Source organism: Pseudanabaena minima str. Chao 2107 (assembly GCF_051131155.1).
Taxonomy (GTDB): domain Bacteria; phylum Cyanobacteriota; class Cyanobacteriia; order Pseudanabaenales; family Pseudanabaenaceae; genus Pseudanabaena; species Pseudanabaena minima.
Genome location: NZ_CP159508.1, coordinates 1,919,360 through 1,935,885, shown reverse-complemented (window position 1 = coordinate 1,935,885; position 16,526 = coordinate 1,919,360). Strand labels below are relative to the sequence as shown.

At 42.0% G+C, this 16,526-nt stretch carries 14 protein-coding genes; 7 read left to right on the top strand and 7 right to left on the bottom strand.

Annotation, left to right across the window (positions count from 1 at the left end):
- Nucleotide 1 precedes the first annotated feature (1 nt).
- Together ABM313_RS08540 and ABM313_RS08535 are read right to left on the bottom strand one after the other, a co-directional pair.
- A complete protein-coding gene (locus ABM313_RS08540) occupies nt 2–502 on the bottom strand; it encodes a hypothetical protein (protein WP_434687271.1) in 501 nt (166 codons plus the stop codon).
- A 36-nt stretch (nt 503–538) separates the two neighbouring features.
- Nucleotides 539–3,682: an efflux RND transporter permease subunit gene (locus ABM313_RS08535; RefSeq protein WP_434687269.1), complete on the bottom strand. Its 3,144-nt coding sequence runs from the start codon at nt 3,680–3,682 to the stop codon at nt 539–541.
- 362 nt (nt 3,683–4,044) lie between these two features.
- On the opposite strand from ABM313_RS08535, the gene ABM313_RS08530 reads away from it, so the two are divergent.
- Nucleotides 4,045–4,887, top strand: coding sequence for a hypothetical protein (locus tag ABM313_RS08530; protein WP_434687268.1), 843 nt, complete (start codon nt 4,045–4,047; stop codon nt 4,885–4,887).
- A gap of 159 nt (nt 4,888–5,046) precedes the next feature.
- Complete coding sequence (locus tag ABM313_RS08525) at nt 5,047–6,402, top strand: GTPase (RefSeq protein WP_434687266.1); 1,356 nt, start codon at nt 5,047–5,049, stop codon at nt 6,400–6,402.
- A 205-nt stretch (nt 6,403–6,607) separates the two neighbouring features.
- Here ABM313_RS08525 and ABM313_RS08520 read toward each other — a convergent pair.
- The 5 genes from ABM313_RS08520 to ABM313_RS08500 form a co-directional block, all read right to left on the bottom strand.
- A protein-coding gene (locus ABM313_RS08520; RefSeq protein ID WP_434687264.1) for an IS5 family transposase occupies nt 6,608–8,199 on the bottom strand; the annotation gives its coding sequence in 2 pieces (ribosomal slippage) (nt 6,608–7,900 and nt 7,903–8,199; 1,590 coding nt in all).
- Between the two features lie 117 nt (nt 8,200–8,316).
- Entirely contained in the window at nt 8,317–8,637 is a 321-nt protein-coding gene (locus tag ABM313_RS08515) for a hypothetical protein (RefSeq protein ID WP_434687262.1), read from the bottom strand.
- Nucleotides 8,630–8,851: a hypothetical protein gene (locus tag ABM313_RS08510; protein ID WP_281008718.1), complete on the bottom strand. Its 222-nt coding sequence runs from the start codon at nt 8,849–8,851 to the stop codon at nt 8,630–8,632. The genes ABM313_RS08515 and ABM313_RS08510 overlap by 8 nt, the downstream gene beginning before the upstream one ends.
- Nucleotides 8,852–9,308: 457 nt before the next feature.
- A complete protein-coding gene (locus ABM313_RS08505) occupies nt 9,309–10,922 on the bottom strand; it encodes an efflux RND transporter periplasmic adaptor subunit (protein ID WP_434687261.1) in 1,614 nt (537 codons plus the stop codon).
- A gap of 103 nt (nt 10,923–11,025) precedes the next feature.
- Nucleotides 11,026–11,736 carry a DUF305 domain-containing protein gene (locus tag ABM313_RS08500; RefSeq protein WP_434687260.1) on the bottom strand — a complete coding sequence of 237 codons (711 nt, stop codon included), beginning with the start codon at nt 11,734–11,736 and terminating at the stop codon, nt 11,026–11,028.
- Nucleotides 11,737–11,969: 233 nt separating this feature from the next.
- On the opposite strand from ABM313_RS08500, the gene ABM313_RS08495 reads away from it, so the two are divergent.
- The 5 genes from ABM313_RS08495 to ABM313_RS08475 all read left to right on the top strand — a co-directional run bounded on the left by ABM313_RS08495 (nt 11,970) and on the right by ABM313_RS08475 (nt 16,219).
- Nucleotides 11,970–12,389 (top strand): XisH family protein, encoded by a 420-nt coding sequence (locus ABM313_RS08495; RefSeq protein WP_407072964.1) that lies wholly within the window; start codon nt 11,970–11,972, stop codon nt 12,387–12,389.
- On the top strand, nt 12,377–12,718 hold the full coding sequence (locus ABM313_RS08490) for a XisI protein (protein ID WP_281008197.1): 342 nt from the start codon (nt 12,377–12,379) through the stop codon (nt 12,716–12,718). Before ABM313_RS08495 ends, ABM313_RS08490 begins: the two co-directional genes overlap by 13 nt.
- A 62-nt stretch (nt 12,719–12,780) precedes the next feature.
- Complete coding sequence (locus tag ABM313_RS08485) at nt 12,781–13,146, top strand: hypothetical protein (RefSeq protein WP_281008198.1); 366 nt, start codon at nt 12,781–12,783, stop codon at nt 13,144–13,146.
- A gap of 47 nt (nt 13,147–13,193) precedes the next feature.
- A complete protein-coding gene (locus ABM313_RS08480) occupies nt 13,194–14,126 on the top strand; it encodes a ParA family protein (RefSeq protein WP_434687258.1) in 933 nt (310 codons plus the stop codon).
- Between the two features lie 503 nt (nt 14,127–14,629).
- Complete coding sequence (locus tag ABM313_RS08475; RefSeq protein ID WP_434683668.1) at nt 14,630–16,219, top strand: IS5 family transposase; 1,590 nt, start codon at nt 14,630–14,632, stop codon at nt 16,217–16,219.
- The last annotated feature ends 307 nt before the right edge of the window (nt 16,220–16,526 follow it).

The following is a 16,526-nucleotide window of genomic DNA, read 5'->3' as shown; positions in this document are numbered from 1 at the left end:
ATTACAATTTAAAGTTAAAGCGTCCATTCACTTTTTCACCCTTAATATCGGTGAGAACTGCAATTTTGTATTCTCCTGAAGCGTTGGTTGGTAAGTTAGTGGCGTAATGCTTATTTGGCGCATCATAGGTGAGGTCATAGGATTTTTGAGAGCCATCGGGAAATTGGACTTGGGCTGTTACCTTGGCATCAGGAATTGCTTCGTGAGTGTCGCCTGTTTGCAGGAAGAAGTCGAGATGAATATTGTTTTCTTCTTTAACCATTAACAGTTCTAAATGATAAGCGCCAGCCTCAACGACTTGTCCACCCTGATTAGGTTTGCCATGATTTTCTGGTTTTTGAGCAGCTTTGGTGTCTGTTTTAGCGACAGTTTGAGGAGTTGGTTTAGTTGTGGTGACTGCGTTGGGGCTTGTTGTGGGACTGGTGCTAGTCGGGCTATTGCTGCAAGCAGCTAGGATATTTGCAAAAACAATACCAATGAGTAGAAGTTTCGGCGATCGCATATAAATAGAGTTCCTTTTAGAAGAATGAGTGAAAATTTAAAGTATAGAGGCTTGTGTCTCTCGCTTAGCAGGAGACGCAAGCTCTGGTTTAGGTGCGACATACTTCCCAAATTGGGAATATAAGGCAGGTAGTACCAATAGAGTTAGAGCCGTAGAGGTCACTAAACCGCCTAATACCACAACTGCAAGAGGTTGGAGGATTTCTTTGCCAGCACCTGTGCCGATGACGAGAGGAACCATGCCGAGCGCTGAGGTGAGAGCTGTCATCAAAATGGCGGCTAGACGCTCCATTGAACCTTCATGGATTACTTGCTGGAAGGGAATTCCCTTCGCAAATTTTTGATTGTAGTTATCGACTAGTAGTAATCCATTTCTCACGGCAACTCCGAATAGGGTAATGAAACCAACTAGAGAGGCAACGGAAATTACGCTACCACTAATGGCGATCGCTAAAATGCCACCAACTAAAGCGAGGGGTAAATTCACCATGATCATTAACATTGCAGGAATGGATTTGACGGCGAAATACATCAGCACTGCGATAATTAGGGCGGCGAGACTGCCAAAGACAAGTAGGTTTTGGGTGGCGCGTTCTTCGGATTCAAACTGTCCACCGTACTGGATAAAATAGCCTGCGGGTAAGATCACCTGCTGCTTCACCTTTTCCTGAATCTCGTTAACCAGCGATCGCAGATCCCGTCCCGATACGTTAGCCGAAACTACGAGCAGACGGGAAACATTTTCGCGATTGATGGTATTTGCGCCTGTTCCATATTCAATTTGAGCAACTTGTGATAAGGGAATTTTTTGCCCTGTGGGGGTATCGACTAATAGATTTTGAATTACATCAAGGTTATTTCTGGCTTCAGGTTTCAGCCATACGACTAGATCGAATAATTGCTGACCTTGCAATACTTGGGATACCGTTTTGCCATTGAGGGAAGTTTCTACCATTTCGGCGAGATGTCCAATCGTTAAACCATACCTTGCTGCCATCGGTCGATCAAATTTGATTTGCAATTGTCGAACAGGAACTTGCGGCTCTAGTTGCAAATCCACCAGCCCGTCAATTCCCTTCATCGTAGTTTCCACTTCTCTACCGATCGCCCTTAATTCTTCTAAATCTTGACCGAACACTTTAACGGCGATCGCACTGCGAACTCCAGAGAGGACTTCATCCATGCGATGGGAAATAAATCCGCCGATGTTAGATGCGACTCCAGGCAATTTATTAAATTCTTGACGTAGTTTAGCGATGCTACCTGCGCGATCTTGGATGCCGCGATCGCTAAGTTCTATATCCACATGACCAAGGTTTACGCCTCCCGCATCCGCATCCCCAGGGGCGCGACCAGATCGTAACTGTACAGTTGTGAAGTGCGGGTCATCCTTGAGTGCGTCTTGAAGTGCTAAGCCCATGCGATTTGTTCGTTCCAGCGAAGTGCCAGGGTAAAGCAATATCGTATTGACTAGCGATCGCTCTTGAAATTCTGGCAAGAAAACCCGACCGAGGGTGGGCAAGATGATTAGAGAGGCAACTAAGGCGGCGATCGCAGGAAATAGAATTAATTTGGGACGATGAATGGATAGATTTAACAAAGGACGATAGAGCTTCTGAGCAAAGTTACTTACCCAAGTTTCATCGCTAGGTAGTTGACAGGAAGTTAATAAAATTGCACAGAGCGCAGGGGATAGAGTCATCGCCACTAGGGTTGAGGCAAAAATAGATACGAGATAAGCCACGCCCATTGGTGCAAAAATATTTCCTTCCACTCCCGTCAGCGTAAAAATTGGCGCAAAAACCACACCAATAATAATCGTGGAGAAAATCACGCTGACGCGCACTTCAACGGAAGTATCATAAACCACTGTAAAAGGATGCTTGGGATTGCCGACCGCTTGGTTCTGGCGCATTCCTCGATAGCAGTTTTCCATATCCACGATGGAGTCATCGACTACCGACCCGATCGCCACTGCCAGCCCCCCCAAAGTCATCGTATTAATCCCTTGTCCAAACCATGACAAAATCAGCATCCCAATGAGAATTGATAAAGGAATTGCACTGAGGGTAATGACAGCCGTGCGCCAATTCATCAGGAACATGATCATGATAATCGCCACGATGATGATGCCGTCACGGAGGGAGTCACGCACATTATTGATCGCGGACTCAATAAAGCTCTCTTGACGAAAGGTAACTTGTACCTTCACATCTTTGGGAAGGGCAGCTTGCACTTCAGCGATCGCTTTTTCGACGGCACGGGTCACGGTGGGAGTATCGGCTTGTGGTTGCTTATTGATGAGCAATACGACTGCCCGCTTGCCATTGACGCTACCATCTCCCCGTGAGAGGGCGGCTCCCAATTTCACTTCAGCAACATCGCTCAATTTCACAGGCTTACCATCGCGAGCCGTCACCACTGCTTCCGCCAACTGTTCAACGGTTTCAATCCGTCCCACCCCGCGAATAATTTCTTCGCGATCGGTCGTAATTAAAAATCCACCTGCGGCATTTAGATTCGCCTGACTTGCGGCTTCAGTCACCTGCTCCAAAGAGACATTAAAAGCAACTAATTTAGCAGGATCGACTAAAACCTGATATTGCCTAACATCACCACCATAGGCGATCGCCTGTGATACTCCCGCCACTGCCAAGATGCGATTGGAAACATTGCGATCGACCAGTCGCCGCACTTCCATTAAGTCAGTTTTTGGCTCTGAATTATTTTGATTTTCTTCCACGGTAAAGGCATACATCAAAATTGTGCCAATCGGTGAAGATACTGGCGATATTTCTGGCTCTTTGGCATTCTCAGGCAATTTGGCACGCACTTGCTGTAAGCGTTCGGCAACTAATTGACGCGCCTTATAAATATCTGTATTGCCATCAAAAATAATTTTGACCGTAGAAATTCCCACGGCTGAAGCCGATCGCACAGTCACCACATCGGGCGTACCGTTAACGGCGCTTTCAATGGGCAAGGTAATTAATGATTCGATTTCTTCAGGAGCTAACCCCTCGGCTTCTGTCTGAATTTCTACCTGTGGCGGCGCGAAGCTAGGGAATACATCGAGGGGCATCCGCGTCAGGTTGTAACTACCTAGAATGGTAATTACAATTGCACCGATGACAACTAACCAACGCTGAGCGATCGACCATTTGAGAATAGAGTTGAGCATAGGCTTATTCTGGCTTTCCTTCCGTTTTTGTGGCAGCAGAAGTTGGCACTCTGTAGTGTTTCACAAGAAAATGAAATGAGCATGAAAAAGCAAATCCTAGAAGTAATGCTTGACTCGAATTGCATCACTAACGGGAACGAGTGGTTTTCGAGGCGATCGCCCAACTTGATCAGTTGGGGATGGGATAGGCGGATTGCTTTTCAGGATAGATTTAGGAATCTTATGCTGTATTTTGCTAAATAAAGCTCTATTCAGGCATATTATCCTGCAAAAATCTGTATAACATTTTTCTTGTAGGTTTTATCCTGCGATCTGCAAGATAGCATATAGTTAGATCTCTGGAAGAACATAGTCTGAGGCTAATGATGAACGATGTACAAGATTTTGCTGAGCGCGTTAAAAAATTTTATTACTACAGAGCATTGCTTTGTGAACAATTAATTAATGGAACAGTCACCGTTAATGGTCATGGGATGGAAATGTCGTTCGCAGATTTTAATCCCTTTGCGAACTTTTACGTTGATGCCTATGTTATTAGTTGTGCTGCTATAGATGGCTTAGCATCTATTTGGGAATCAATTAGTCAATGTCAATGCTCAGGCAATCGAGATAGGTTTACTGCCTTTCTAATTCACTTGGATACCCACAGTCAGATGGAACGCATCTGTACGCCTTTTCTCGTTTTCTCTTTAAAGAAGCAAAAGATTGAAGATCCATTTGCAAATGAAGTTAAAGCAAAATGGTTGGAAAATCGACGTGAACGTGAATCCCATAGAGTTTATGCAGATCCTACTGTTTCGGAGCTAAAAACGATATACGAAAAATGTCATAGACAATATCCAATTTCTGACTCTTTAACTCTCAAAAATTCAGACTCGGCAATTTCATCGTTCACTTACGCTGCTCTTATCTACAAATTCTATCGATGCTCATTTGTCCATGAGTTTAGATCATCTCAATTTGCAACATTCTTTAATAGAAACAATTTGATTTCTGTAAGAGAATTTACTTCCAGTATTTCAGACTCTGGAGTAGTAACACAATTTGACGAAGTAAAACCTCAATTGGATATAGGAATTGGTGTTCTGACGGAGAGTATTCGGAGAGGAGCAGATAACGTATTCGATTTAATCGTAAATAAACAGCTTACAGATATCCCATATGGCTCAAATGATGAAATCAAGTTAAAAGTCAAACAAAACTAAGTGACGCGATCTAACAAAACAAATGTAACTGACGGTCGAAAGCTGCTGGCGAAATATTCGAGGTTATCTGCCGTCGATGATTTGAGCCATTATACTTAATAATTATTAAGCAGCAGTTCGGCAAAGTTTTATATCATCAGAAATTTTCAGAATCGTACTATGGCTACATTTAATTTACAGAATAGACACTATACAGTCATCTTAGATTTTGCATCTAAGACTTTAGAAATTAAAAATCATGACGGAGAGTTACTCAAAGCTCATCAGGGTGCAACAAAGGCGATCAAAATTGATCGTGTTGGAAATTCTACTGAAATAGATTTGCTAAATGATCGGTATAGAGTGTTTTACAACAGCCTTATCAAAGAAGCGTGGAAGGCAGTAGAGAAAGAACAAAAAGAACAATCAGAGAGTTTCTTTAAAGATATTGGAGTAGCGTATGAAGAACACGCCCAAGATTTTCACAAGACTTTGAATATTGTAGTCATAGGAAACGTTAGCTCTGGCAAAAGTTCTTTGATTAATGCGCTACTAATGCGTACACGCAGAAATGCTATTGCGGAGGTTGGGGTAAAAGCTGGAGTCACTACTAAATTAAATGTATTCAGGTTGGACGAAAGAGTGAGATTGATTGACTCGCCAGGACTTGGTGATGTGCGGGAAGAAAATAGTCAAACTACTCAAGATTTTTTAAAGAATATTGATGTAGGAATATTGGTTGTTACTGGTGCGATAGATGCATCTCAGAAGCAATATTTTGATGATTTAAAACAAAGTTGTAGATCTGTTTTCTTGGTTCTAAACAAACGTGATGAATGGGATAGGTACAATCCAAAAGCTCTCACAGATATAATACAGCAATGGAAAGACTGCCTGAAAGCTGATAAAGTCTATCCAGTCTGCACCTTTGGGTATGATCCACAGTTGCCATCTGATACCCCCTTGGATGTTCGTGGAGTAATACAACTTAGAGAGGATATAGAAAGTTTTTTGGATTCTCAGGGAAAAAAGCTTTTACTAGCTAGGCATATGACTGAGAAGCGCTCATATGCCCTAGGAATAATAATTGCAGCAGTTGTAGCCGTTGGTGTACAAGCTGTCTTTCCTGGTAAAGCTTTCTTTATTACTGCTACCCAAGTTGCAGCAATTGGCTCTCTTTATTACCTTTATACTGGCAAAATTCTCTCGAAAGGAGCCGCCTTAGCAATTCTCCCAGTATTTGCAGGACAAGCTATAGCAACGAATGTTTTTCTATTCTTTACTTCCTTTATACCTCCGACAGGAATAGTTGAAGTGGCTGCCGCAATTACAGCAATATCTATTACAGGAGCAATGCTTGCTTCAGTTAATTTCGTGCTTTCAACTGGCTTAGAATTATCGGAAGAAGACATCTTAAAGTCAAAATTTCGAGAATATAGAGAACAAATGGAACGCAAATTAAAGAAATTTGCATTTACTGACATAACTAAAATAGGTTCTCTTAATTTTAGAGATATAATCGATGGCTTGATTTGAAAGTCCTAATTTTTTTCGTGGGTTATAGTTCCAACCATCTTGTAGGGTAAGTTAATGAAATGTAACGCACCTCTTTTTTTGTCAAACTATTTTTGGCTAATCTCAAATGCTGATTCGGCTCTGTAAAAACACACATCGAATGCAAGAAAGAAATTCATATGTCCTAGTATTAGCGGTGCATATTTAGGGCTTGCTGAAAAAGAGACTAAGGGAAAAGTAGTGGGCAAAGAGGAAGGGGATAATACTTTGAGTGTCTACAAGGAAATTGCCAAGAAAAAGAATTAAAGTTAAAAAGGGGTTTCCAAGAAGGAAGAACAAAGAGTTGCCAGCAAAAGATAAACCAAGACAAACCGAAAAAAGCAAGCTGCTTGAGCAGCGCTTCCAAATTCATCACCAAGAAAGTGATAGCGATCGCCGTTTCCGATGTATTTGCCAACTTGGACATGACGCGATTTAGACTGAACCGTCGTTTAGCCAGTCCAAACTTACCTTCAATTTGATTGCGAACCTTAGCATCTTCGAGAGTCTGCTTGCGAATAGCCGCCAACTCATCGGGTACAGGTCTGCCCAAAGGCGGAGCCGTAATCCGAATACCGAGATTTCGACAATAGGCGCGATTGCTGCGAGTGCGGTAAATCTGGTCAACGTAAACCGCTTCAGGATAATGTCCAAAGCGAGATTTAAACAATGCTACTTGTTGCTGCAAATCCCCCGATTCATTGAAGTTATCCCAACTGAGATGGTCGAGAAAGGCATGACCATCGACACAACTAACTGAGAGTTTAGCGCCAAACTCCACAGGTGTTCCTGCCTTACCTCTGACAATCGGACGTACATGAGGTTGCGTAATACTGACGATGCGGTCATCTATGCGATGACCACCTTGCTCGTACATCCATTGTTGTTGCCGATATACTTCACTGACGACTAGCAAGTTCCGATAGAGACTCCTCTTCAATTCCGATAGCTTTGCCCCTGCGGCAATTAGAGTGTCAATATGGGCAAGATTGCGACGCACATATCCCAACTGTTGGCGCAATGCTTTGCGAATCCTTTTACGATTGGGTTGGCGTTGTTTGGCAATTTGGAGATACGCTGTCCTTGCTTCACGGCGATAGGTGCGTGGTTTCTTCGCTAATTGTTCTTTCACTTGTTGGTAAAGAGCATCAATCACTATTTCCGTTTGTTCTCTTGCTTCGTTCAACAGTTTGATGTCAGTGGGATAACGGATGTCGGATGGCGCGACTGTTGCATCTAGCAGCAATTTTCCTTGGTTTGCTGGTTCTGGTTCTTTCTGTTCCTTTTCTATATTCTGCTCTTCTAACTTCTCTTCTATCTCTTCTCTTTCTTCTTTCTTGTACTGCTTTGCTTCCTTCTCTTTTTGTCCCGACTCTTTAGGAGGCTTCACAATCCGTTCGTTGATTCTGCCCACGATCTCTAGATTCAATCGCTTGCGGAAATGTACCATCATGCTTGCTTCAAATGGGGCGTTGTCGCGCTGTACTCTGATAAGCCTAGGAAGTATTGTAAATATGGATTCTCACGAATTTGTTCTACTGTCTCTTCGTCACTTGTTCCTAGCTTCTCTTTGATGATCAGCGCCCCAAGTGCTATCCGAAATGGTTTTGCTGGTGCTCCTTGTCCTTCGCTAAATTGTTCTGCATATTCATTCTCAAATTCTTCCCACGGCACTAGTTCTGCTAATCTTACCCATCGATTTTCTCCTGATAGTTTGCCGCCAAATGGTAAGTAGAAGTTCTCGAATGATAGCTGTCCTGTGGGGGATTGTCGGTACATGCAATTTTATTGGTGCAAGGGTTTTTCTAGCTTTTCTTGCTTTTTCTTGCATTTTATCTGTTTTCGTTCTCCTTAGAAACCTTTGCTTGTATGCTTTTCTTGCTTTTTCAGTAAGCCCTATTTATCTTGAGTCCAAGCAAAAGCCAAATCTACAGCAGGGAAATCTTCAACAGAAGCATTGACAACCAATGCACGAGCTTCAAATCTAGCTAAATTACCTCCTAATGGTAAGGATAGCCTTTGATTTTCCCAGACCGCACCCAAGGCAAGACCCATTTCATAAGGTAAGACATTAACACTAGAGCCAGTATCCAACAAACCCGAAACACTCAAGGATTGACTTTGATAAGTTAATGTCAATGGTAAATAAGGAAGCGTACTTAATGCCCCAAGACTAGGATCTACCTCAGTGAAAGCAAATCTTACCTTATTAGCCATGAGTCAATTCTTGTTTCTCTTTTAATGCTTGAGCAAGAATGGCAGCAGCCTCAAAAGAGTCATGTAAACCTTGTCTAGGCAGGTCGTCTTGAATAGATAGCGGTACAATACCAGACTCTCTGAGCAACTCGGCTACAAGAAAGTTAAGTAATAAAAGCTTGTCGGAGGAAGACAATTGCCTAAGCATGGGAACAAATTGAGTAGTTGTCAGCATAGATTTTAAGAAAGCTATAGATCTTGATTTCTTGCACTCTATCCCAGTATAACACCACCTTTGCGCTACCCCCCATCCCTCGAAAGCCCTCTAACACTGCGTTGGAGCCACCTTTCAAAAGCAATCTGTAAAAGCAAAAGTTTGTCTATGTCGGCTCAACTAGACCGTTATACCAAAACCGATACGCCCGTTAAAGTTGTCTATTTTTAGCCAAGTTTAAGCAATCAAAAATTGTCGGCTTTGTGGATGAGTTCCGAGAAGTTATTGGCGATTCCTTTCAGGATGCGTTCCGCCGCAAAGATAAATAATAATTAAGCGATCTCCGAATGTGGCGGCGCAAAGCTAGGTAATACATCGAGGGGCATCCGCGTGAGGTTGTAACTGCCTGTGATCACAATTGCGCCGAACTAACCAACGCTGAGCGATCGCTCATTTGAGAATAGAGTTGAGCATCGGTTTATTCTGGATCTCCTTCCGCTTTTGTGGCAGCAGAAGTTGGCAGGCTAGGGAGATAGATGGTTTCTATAGAATTTGGAGAAAACACATTGTTAGTATTATTTGTCGCTAAATTCTTGCGCTTACCCAGCCAATAGCCTCCATAAACTGCACTACCGACTACACCTGTGGCAATGAGGAAACTCCACCAAGGCAGAGATAAAGCTTTGTTACTATCTGCATTAGTCTCTACAACCGTAGCCTTATTGGGATTACCGCGCAGCGATTGGGCATAAAGCAAAGGCGCTCCCTCAGTCACAATGCGATCGCCTTCAAACAAGCCACTTTTTACTTCCACAAAGCCATCGGATGCTTGACCGAGAGTAACTTCCGTTGGTTCAAAGGATTTACCATTCTGGACATAGACTAATTGTTTGCCTTGCACATCTACTACCGCAATCGCAGGAATTGCGATCAAAGGATTTAAGGCTTGACTGGTGAGAAGTTCCAATTCCGCGAACATCCCCGCTTTTAGCTGTCCATTAGCATTATTAATTTCTGCTTTAACAGGGATAACGCGCTGTTCGCCTGCAATTACCGAGCCGATGGTGGTAATTGTGCCTTGAAGCTTTGTATTAGTTGGGGAATTGGTTGATATTCCTGTGACAGTGACATTAATCTTTTGTCCGATCTTAATGCGATTGATATCCTTTTCAAAAATATTCGCGGTAGCAAAGACGCGGCGATCATTCACAATCGTCATGATTGGTTTACCCGCTTCTTCAAAACCTTCGCCAACCGTGGCTTCGCGATCGCTAACCACACCTGAAATCGGCGCAACAATTGTCACCGTACCGTCAGCGTCAGCATTGGAATCTAACTGTCGTAAACGGGCGGCATATGCCGAACCACTTAGCTCAACCTTCGATTGGGCTGCTTCTAGCATTGCTTCGGCTTTGGTGACTTGAGCAGCCGCTTCTAGCAACGGCAGACGACCTGATGCCTTTGATAGATTTGATTTAGCCGCGAGAAATCGGCTCTCCGATTCTTGGAATTGTCGCCTTGCGATCGCGCCACTTGCCAGTAATTCGCGATCGCGTTCGTAACGTTCCTGATCAATCTTCAACTCAGTTTCCGCTTGCCGCAGTTCCGCTTCCACAATCTGCTGTTGATTGCCATAGTTCTGTTTGGCAAATTGTAAATTCGCGATCGCTTCCTGCACACTTGCCACAGCGTCAGTTTGTTTCTCTAGGGCATTCACCCGCAAATCCGTCAGTTCAGGACTGGATAGCACCGCGACCACTTGACCTGCTTCTACCTTATCCCCAGGTTGCACTAGCAAAGAAATCAAAGTTCCCTTAATCGGTGAGGTCACTTTCACCTTGCCATCTGGTAAAGGTTCAATCTGCCCCGTCGCTTTGATAGCGATCGCCATAGTCTTCTTGCTGACAGGTTCAACTTTGATGCCCACTTTTTGAGCCGTATTCAGATCAATTTCAATCGCCGATGGATTGGCAATCGCATCACCATGTCCAAACTCATCGCCATGCCCTGCATGGGCATGGATTGCCACAGGATTAAGCAAGGGATTGACAAGCAAAACTAAGCTCAGACAAGTGCCATAAATTCTTTTCATAAATTGCCTTACTACATCTAGGATTTGCACCGAACCAAATTGAAACCCTCACCACATGTAAGGGCAATTCATGAATTGCCCTTACATGTGGTGCTAAACATTTCTACTTGCCGTACCAAGTTTTGCGCCATGCTTGCATCTGTTCAATTTCTGCTTTTTGAGAATCAAGAATCTCTTGAGCGAGTTTCTGAATTTCAGGACGTTTTGACTTGGCGATCGCATCCTTTGCCATCACTAAAGCCCCTTCGTGGTGAGGAATCATGGCTTCGATAAATCGCAAATCAAATTGATCATCAGCACTTCCCAAATCCATAGTCATCATCATGTTTTTACGAAACTCTGGACTCATTTCCATGGAGTGCTTCATGTCTTCGTGCCACATCACTAACTTGTCTCCAGCTTTGGGATACCAAGCTTTGCGCCATTCCCCCATCTGCGCGATCTCTTTTTCCTGTGCGGCTATAATCTCGTTAGCTAACTTCCGTAATTCGGGACGTTGAGAATTCTTTAAGACATCTTGTGCCATGGTGATCGCACCTTGATGATGGGGTGTCATGCCATCAATAAACCGTAAGTCATATTCTGCATCAGCTACTCCCAAATCCATAGAATCATGGGACATCATGCCACCTGAATGATTCATTGGCGATGGTTTACCTGCTTGCTTTTCGGTCTTTATCGCTTCGGGGTTGGCTGTTGCCGTCTCTGCTGATGTTTGAGTGCTAGCTGTGCAAGCCGCTAAATTACTACTTGCCGCCGCTAAAATTAGTAAAGTTGAGGCTAATCGTCGTTTTGCAGTAAATAACATAGTCATATCTTGAACAGTGCGTAGGATTCTTACACTGTAGTGTTTCACAAGAAAATGAAATGAGCATGAAAAGGCAAATCTCAAAAGTAAAGCTTGACTCGAATGGTATCACTAGCCTGCTCTAGTAGCATGTGCGATCGCTTGATTGCTTGTTGAAAAGTTTATGAGTATGGTGATCGATGGTTAGGGGGATTGAATAGGTGCTTAATTTGTTAATGTATGTTGAGTAAACATGGAAAATTATGGCAAAGGATATTTACCATCAGGCTATCAAAAATGCTTTAGTTAAGGATGGTTGGATGATTACGGCTGATCCTTATCCGCTAGAGTATGAAGATCTTGAACTTTTTCCTGATTTAGCTGTGGAAAAATTTATTTCAGAAACACAAAGGCAGCGCAAAATTATTATTGAAATTAAAAGCTTCATTAGTCTTTCACTGGTTAAAGACTTTGAGTTAGCTTTGGGGCAGTATATAATTTATCGAGATTTAATTCGATTATTGCAAGATGAATATCAAGAGATTTACTTGGCTATCAAAGATGAAGTATATAACACCTTCTTCCAAAGAAAATCAATCCAAGCAATAGTCAAATTAAATCAACTTGCTTTACTTGTTGTAAATATAGAAAAGGAAGAGATAGTGCAATGGACAAATTAACTAATTATCGTCAAATCATTAAAAGCATATTGACGGAGCATGATTATCTTGCTAATCGCTCGGCTAGAAAAAAATATCAAACTTGCTTGATTTTTGATGAAGTGCATGATCATTATCTATGGATGTCTATAGATTGGGTTAATCAGAAGAGAATCAATAATACTCATGTTCATATTAGTATTAAAAATGAGAAGGTTTATATCGAGGAGGATTGGACTGAAGAGGGGATTGCTAATGAGTTGTTAACGGAAGGTATTCCTAAGTCTGATATTGTTTTGGCTTTTCATGATCCTGAGACTCGGAAGTTAACGGAGTTTGCTGTAGCTTAAAAATTCTACTCATCGTCACCAATAGACTTTTAGAAATTGCCAATATTTTAGATATGTTTAGAATGTCATTTAGAAATTTCTCTCTACTTACGGCTATTACTTTTAGCTTGTTTCCCGTATTCTCGGCAAATGCTGGCAAACTACTATTCAATCCTAGAGAAGCAGTTGCTCAAAAATTTATCAGAGGTCAGTCTACAACACTGGTAATCGCAGATGATGTGAATGTACGAAACTTAGCGACTAGACAAGGTAATGGGGGATTTGTTTTCGCAACTTTAAGCAAAGGAGATCGAATTTATGTTATAAGCTGTGAAGGTGTTTCAGAAGGAGTTTCTTGGGTTCGTATATATATTCCTGATCTCAAAGAATTTGGATATGTTGCAGAACAGTTTCTACAAAACAATTACAATCAGATTTGTCGCCGTTAGATAATTCCAAATTACGTTGTTAAAACATCCATAAACTCGACAAATAAATGAAGATCGGAAACGCTACAGTAATTAGCTTTATAAATCTCAAGGGTGGGGTGGGGAAAACAACATCTGCGGTAAATGTTGCAGCTACTTTAGCAAAAAGAGAACTCGAACCAAAATCTGGTAATAATAAGAAACCAGCATCAGTTTTACTTATCGATCTAGATCCTCAAAGCAATGCTTCACTGACGCTTTTGAATAAAGATCAGTATACAGAAATAGATAAAAACAACAAAACACTATACCAACTTTTCGATCATGAAATAAAGAGAGAAGATGATAGTGAAACATTTAATCTCAATAACATTAGGGTAACGCCTATTGAAGGATTAAAGCTTGATTTACTTCCATCTAGTCTTAAACTTATTGATATTCAGGACAAACTTGTGGGCTATCATCGCTACTACCTTAGTGCAACAGATATCCTCTTTAATGCTTTACACAAACTAAATGATCCATACGGTAGAGCTTATACGCATATTATCGTTGATTGTCCACCGAGTCTTGGACTGATCACTCTAAATGCTCTCTCTCTCAGTCGTTATTTTATAGTTCCAACATTTCTAGACGCTTATTCCCATTGGGGATTAGACAAAATTGTTGAACGTGTAGATCGGTTAAAGAAATGCAAAGCTTCCTGTGAAGTTGAATTGCTTGGGGTGCTTTATTCAAAAATTGATTCCCAAGCAACGCTTGAAAATAAAAAGTGGGATAGAGAGTTTCGCGAATGGGAAGCAAGAAACATTCGCAAAAGCAAAGCTTCTGTAATATTTAAAAGTTTTATTAAAAATGCGGATATTATTCGTAAAGCCGAAGCAAATAATCGTCCCCTAATTGAATATACTCCTTCTGATAGTAATTTAAAAAAGCAACAAGAAATTCATCAGATGGAATGGGAAAATCTAGTTACTGAAATACTAGACCGTACTAAGTAAGTTTCATTTAAACAAAATTATTAATTGCATGATGATGTTCGCTGTTTTTTGGGAATTGGAGAGGGGAGATCGCTGATCTTGTAGGGCGCATTAATGAAATGTAACGCACCTTGCTTTGATTCAATTTGAGATGCCTCGTAAGATAATTTTAAATAGTAAGTTTCTAATAAATTTTTTTAATATCAGATTGCAGCTACACCGTTAGCCCGTTTGTTCGATGCAAATTGGGAACTTTTTAGAAACGCTCTGCCGTCTTTACAGTAGATCAAAATCACTTGCAGATATTTGCTAGTTTAGCATCGCTATTTTTACAATTTATTCGATGATTATGCAGAAGAAAAATAAATTGCTCGCTGTCCTATTTGGTATGTTATGCCTATACTTAGGGCTTACTGAAAAAGCAAGAAAAGCATACAAGCAAAGGTTTCTAAGGAGAACGAAAACAGATAAAATGCAAGAAAAAGCAAGAAAAGCTAGAAAAACCCTTGCACCAATAAAATTGCATGTACCGACAATCCCCCACAGGACAGCTATCATTCGAGAACTTCTACTTACCATTTGGCGGCAAACTATCAGGAGAAAATCGATGGGTAAGATTAGCAGAACTAGTGCCGTGGGAAGAATTTGAGAATGAATATGCAGAACAATTTAGCGAAGGACAAGGAGCACCAGCAAAACCATTTCGGATAGCACTTGGGGCGCTGATCATCAAAGAGAAGCTAGGAACAAGTGACGAAGAGACAGTAGAACAAATTCGTGAGAATCCATATTTACAATACTTCCTAGGCTTATCAGAGTACAGCGACAACGCCCCATTTGAAGCAAGCATGATGGTACATTTCCGCAAGCGATTGAATCTAGAGATCGTGGGCAGAATCAACGAACGGATTGTGAAGCCTCCTAAAGAGTCGGGACAAAAAGAGAAGGAAGCAAAGCAGTACAAGAAAGAAGAAAGAGAAGAGATAGAAGAGAAGTTAGAAGAGCAGAATATAGAAAAGGAACAGAAAGAACCAGAACCAGCAAACCAAGGAAAATTGCTGCTAGATGCAACAGTCGCGCCATCCGACATCCGTTATCCCACTGACATCAAACTGTTGAACGAAGCAAGAGAACAAACGGAAATAGTGATTGATGCTCTTTACCAACAAGTGAAAGAACAATTAGCGAAGAAACCACGCACCTATCGCCGTGAAGCAAGGACAGCGTATCTCCAAATTGCCAAACAACGCCAACCCAATCGTAAAAGGATTCGCAAAGCATTGCGCCAACAGTTGGGATATGTGCGTCGCAATCTTGCCCATATTGACACTCTAATTGCCGCAGGGGCAAAGCTATCGGAATTGAAGAGGAGTCTCTATCGGAACTTGCTAGTCGTCAGTGAAGTATATCGGCAACAACAATGGATGTACGAGCAAGGTGGTCATCGCATAGATGACCGCATCGTCAGTATTACGCAACCTCATGTACGTCCGATTGTCAGAGGTAAGGCAGGAACACCTGTGGAGTTTGGCGCTAAACTCTCAGTTAGTTGTGTCGATGGTCATGCCTTTCTCGACCATCTCAGTTGGGATAACTTCAATGAATCGGGGGATTTGCAGCAACAAGTAGCATTGTTTAAATCTCGCTTTGGACATTATCCTGAAGCGGTTTACGTTGACCAGATTTACCGCACTCGCAGCAATCGCGCCTATTGTCGAAATCTCGGTATTCGGATTACGGCTCCGCCTTTGGGCAGACCTGTACCCGATGAGTTGGCGGCTATTCGCAAGCAGACTCTCGAAGATGCTAAGGTTCGCAATCAAATTGAAGGTAAGTTTGGACTGGCTAAACGACGGTTCAGTCTAAATCGCGTCATGTCCAAGTTGGCAAATACATCGGAAACGGCGATCGCTATCACTTTCTTGGTGATGAATTTGGAAGCGCTGCTCAAGCAGCTTGCTTTTTTCGGTTTGTCTTGGTTTATCTTTTGCTGGCAACTCTTTGTTCTTCCTTCTTGGAAACCCCTTTTTAACTTTAATTCTTTTTCTTGGCAATTTCCTTGTAGACACTCAAAGTATTATCCCCTTCCTCTTTGCCCACTACTTTTCCCTTAGTCTCTTTTTCAGCAAGCCCTACTTACTCGGCTATGCTTACGCTAGAATCTTTGTCTTTCATGCTGTGGAACGTTATGCAGGTGTGGAAGGCAAAGGCGGTCCAAGGCAAGACTACATTGCTAAAAAGGATCAGCCTGCTGGAGAAGGATGGGAGTACCAGTTATTTTTGCCTGTCATTAAAGCTGAAGAGAGCATAGTCAATTACTTTAAAAATCTAAATTAAACAGATAATGATGGGCGTTGCTCGCAACGCCCATCATTATCTGTTTAATTAGGACTACCTATAATTTGGCTTTGTCTTGCCCAA

Bases quoted from the DNA above. Each gene is read 5' to 3' on its own strand.
- ABM313_RS08540 (WP_434687271.1), bottom strand. From the start codon at position 502: ATGCGATCGCCGAAACTTCTACTCATTGGTATTGTTTTTGCAAATATC.
- ABM313_RS08535 (WP_434687269.1), bottom strand. From the start codon at position 3,682: ATGCTCAACTCTATTCTCAAATGGTCGATCGCTCAGCGTTGGTTAGTT.
- ABM313_RS08530 (WP_434687268.1), top strand. From the start codon at position 4,045: ATGATGAACGATGTACAAGATTTTGCTGAGCGCGTTAAAAAATTTTAT.
- ABM313_RS08525 (WP_434687266.1), top strand. From the start codon at position 5,047: ATGGCTACATTTAATTTACAGAATAGACACTATACAGTCATCTTAGAT.
- ABM313_RS08515 (WP_434687262.1), bottom strand. From the start codon at position 8,637: ATGGCTAATAAGGTAAGATTTGCTTTCACTGAGGTAGATCCTAGTCTT.
- ABM313_RS08510 (WP_281008718.1), bottom strand. From the start codon at position 8,851: ATGCTGACAACTACTCAATTTGTTCCCATGCTTAGGCAATTGTCTTCC.
- ABM313_RS08505 (WP_434687261.1), bottom strand. From the start codon at position 10,922: ATGAAAAGAATTTATGGCACTTGTCTGAGCTTAGTTTTGCTTGTCAAT.
- ABM313_RS08500 (WP_434687260.1), bottom strand. From the start codon at position 11,736: ATGACTATGTTATTTACTGCAAAACGACGATTAGCCTCAACTTTACTA.
- ABM313_RS08490 (WP_281008197.1), top strand. From the start codon at position 12,377: ATGGACAAATTAACTAATTATCGTCAAATCATTAAAAGCATATTGACG.
- ABM313_RS08485 (WP_281008198.1), top strand. From the start codon at position 12,781: ATGTCATTTAGAAATTTCTCTCTACTTACGGCTATTACTTTTAGCTTG.
- ABM313_RS08480 (WP_434687258.1), top strand. From the start codon at position 13,194: ATGAAGATCGGAAACGCTACAGTAATTAGCTTTATAAATCTCAAGGGT.
- ABM313_RS08475 (WP_434683668.1), top strand. From the start codon at position 14,630: ATGTACCGACAATCCCCCACAGGACAGCTATCATTCGAGAACTTCTAC.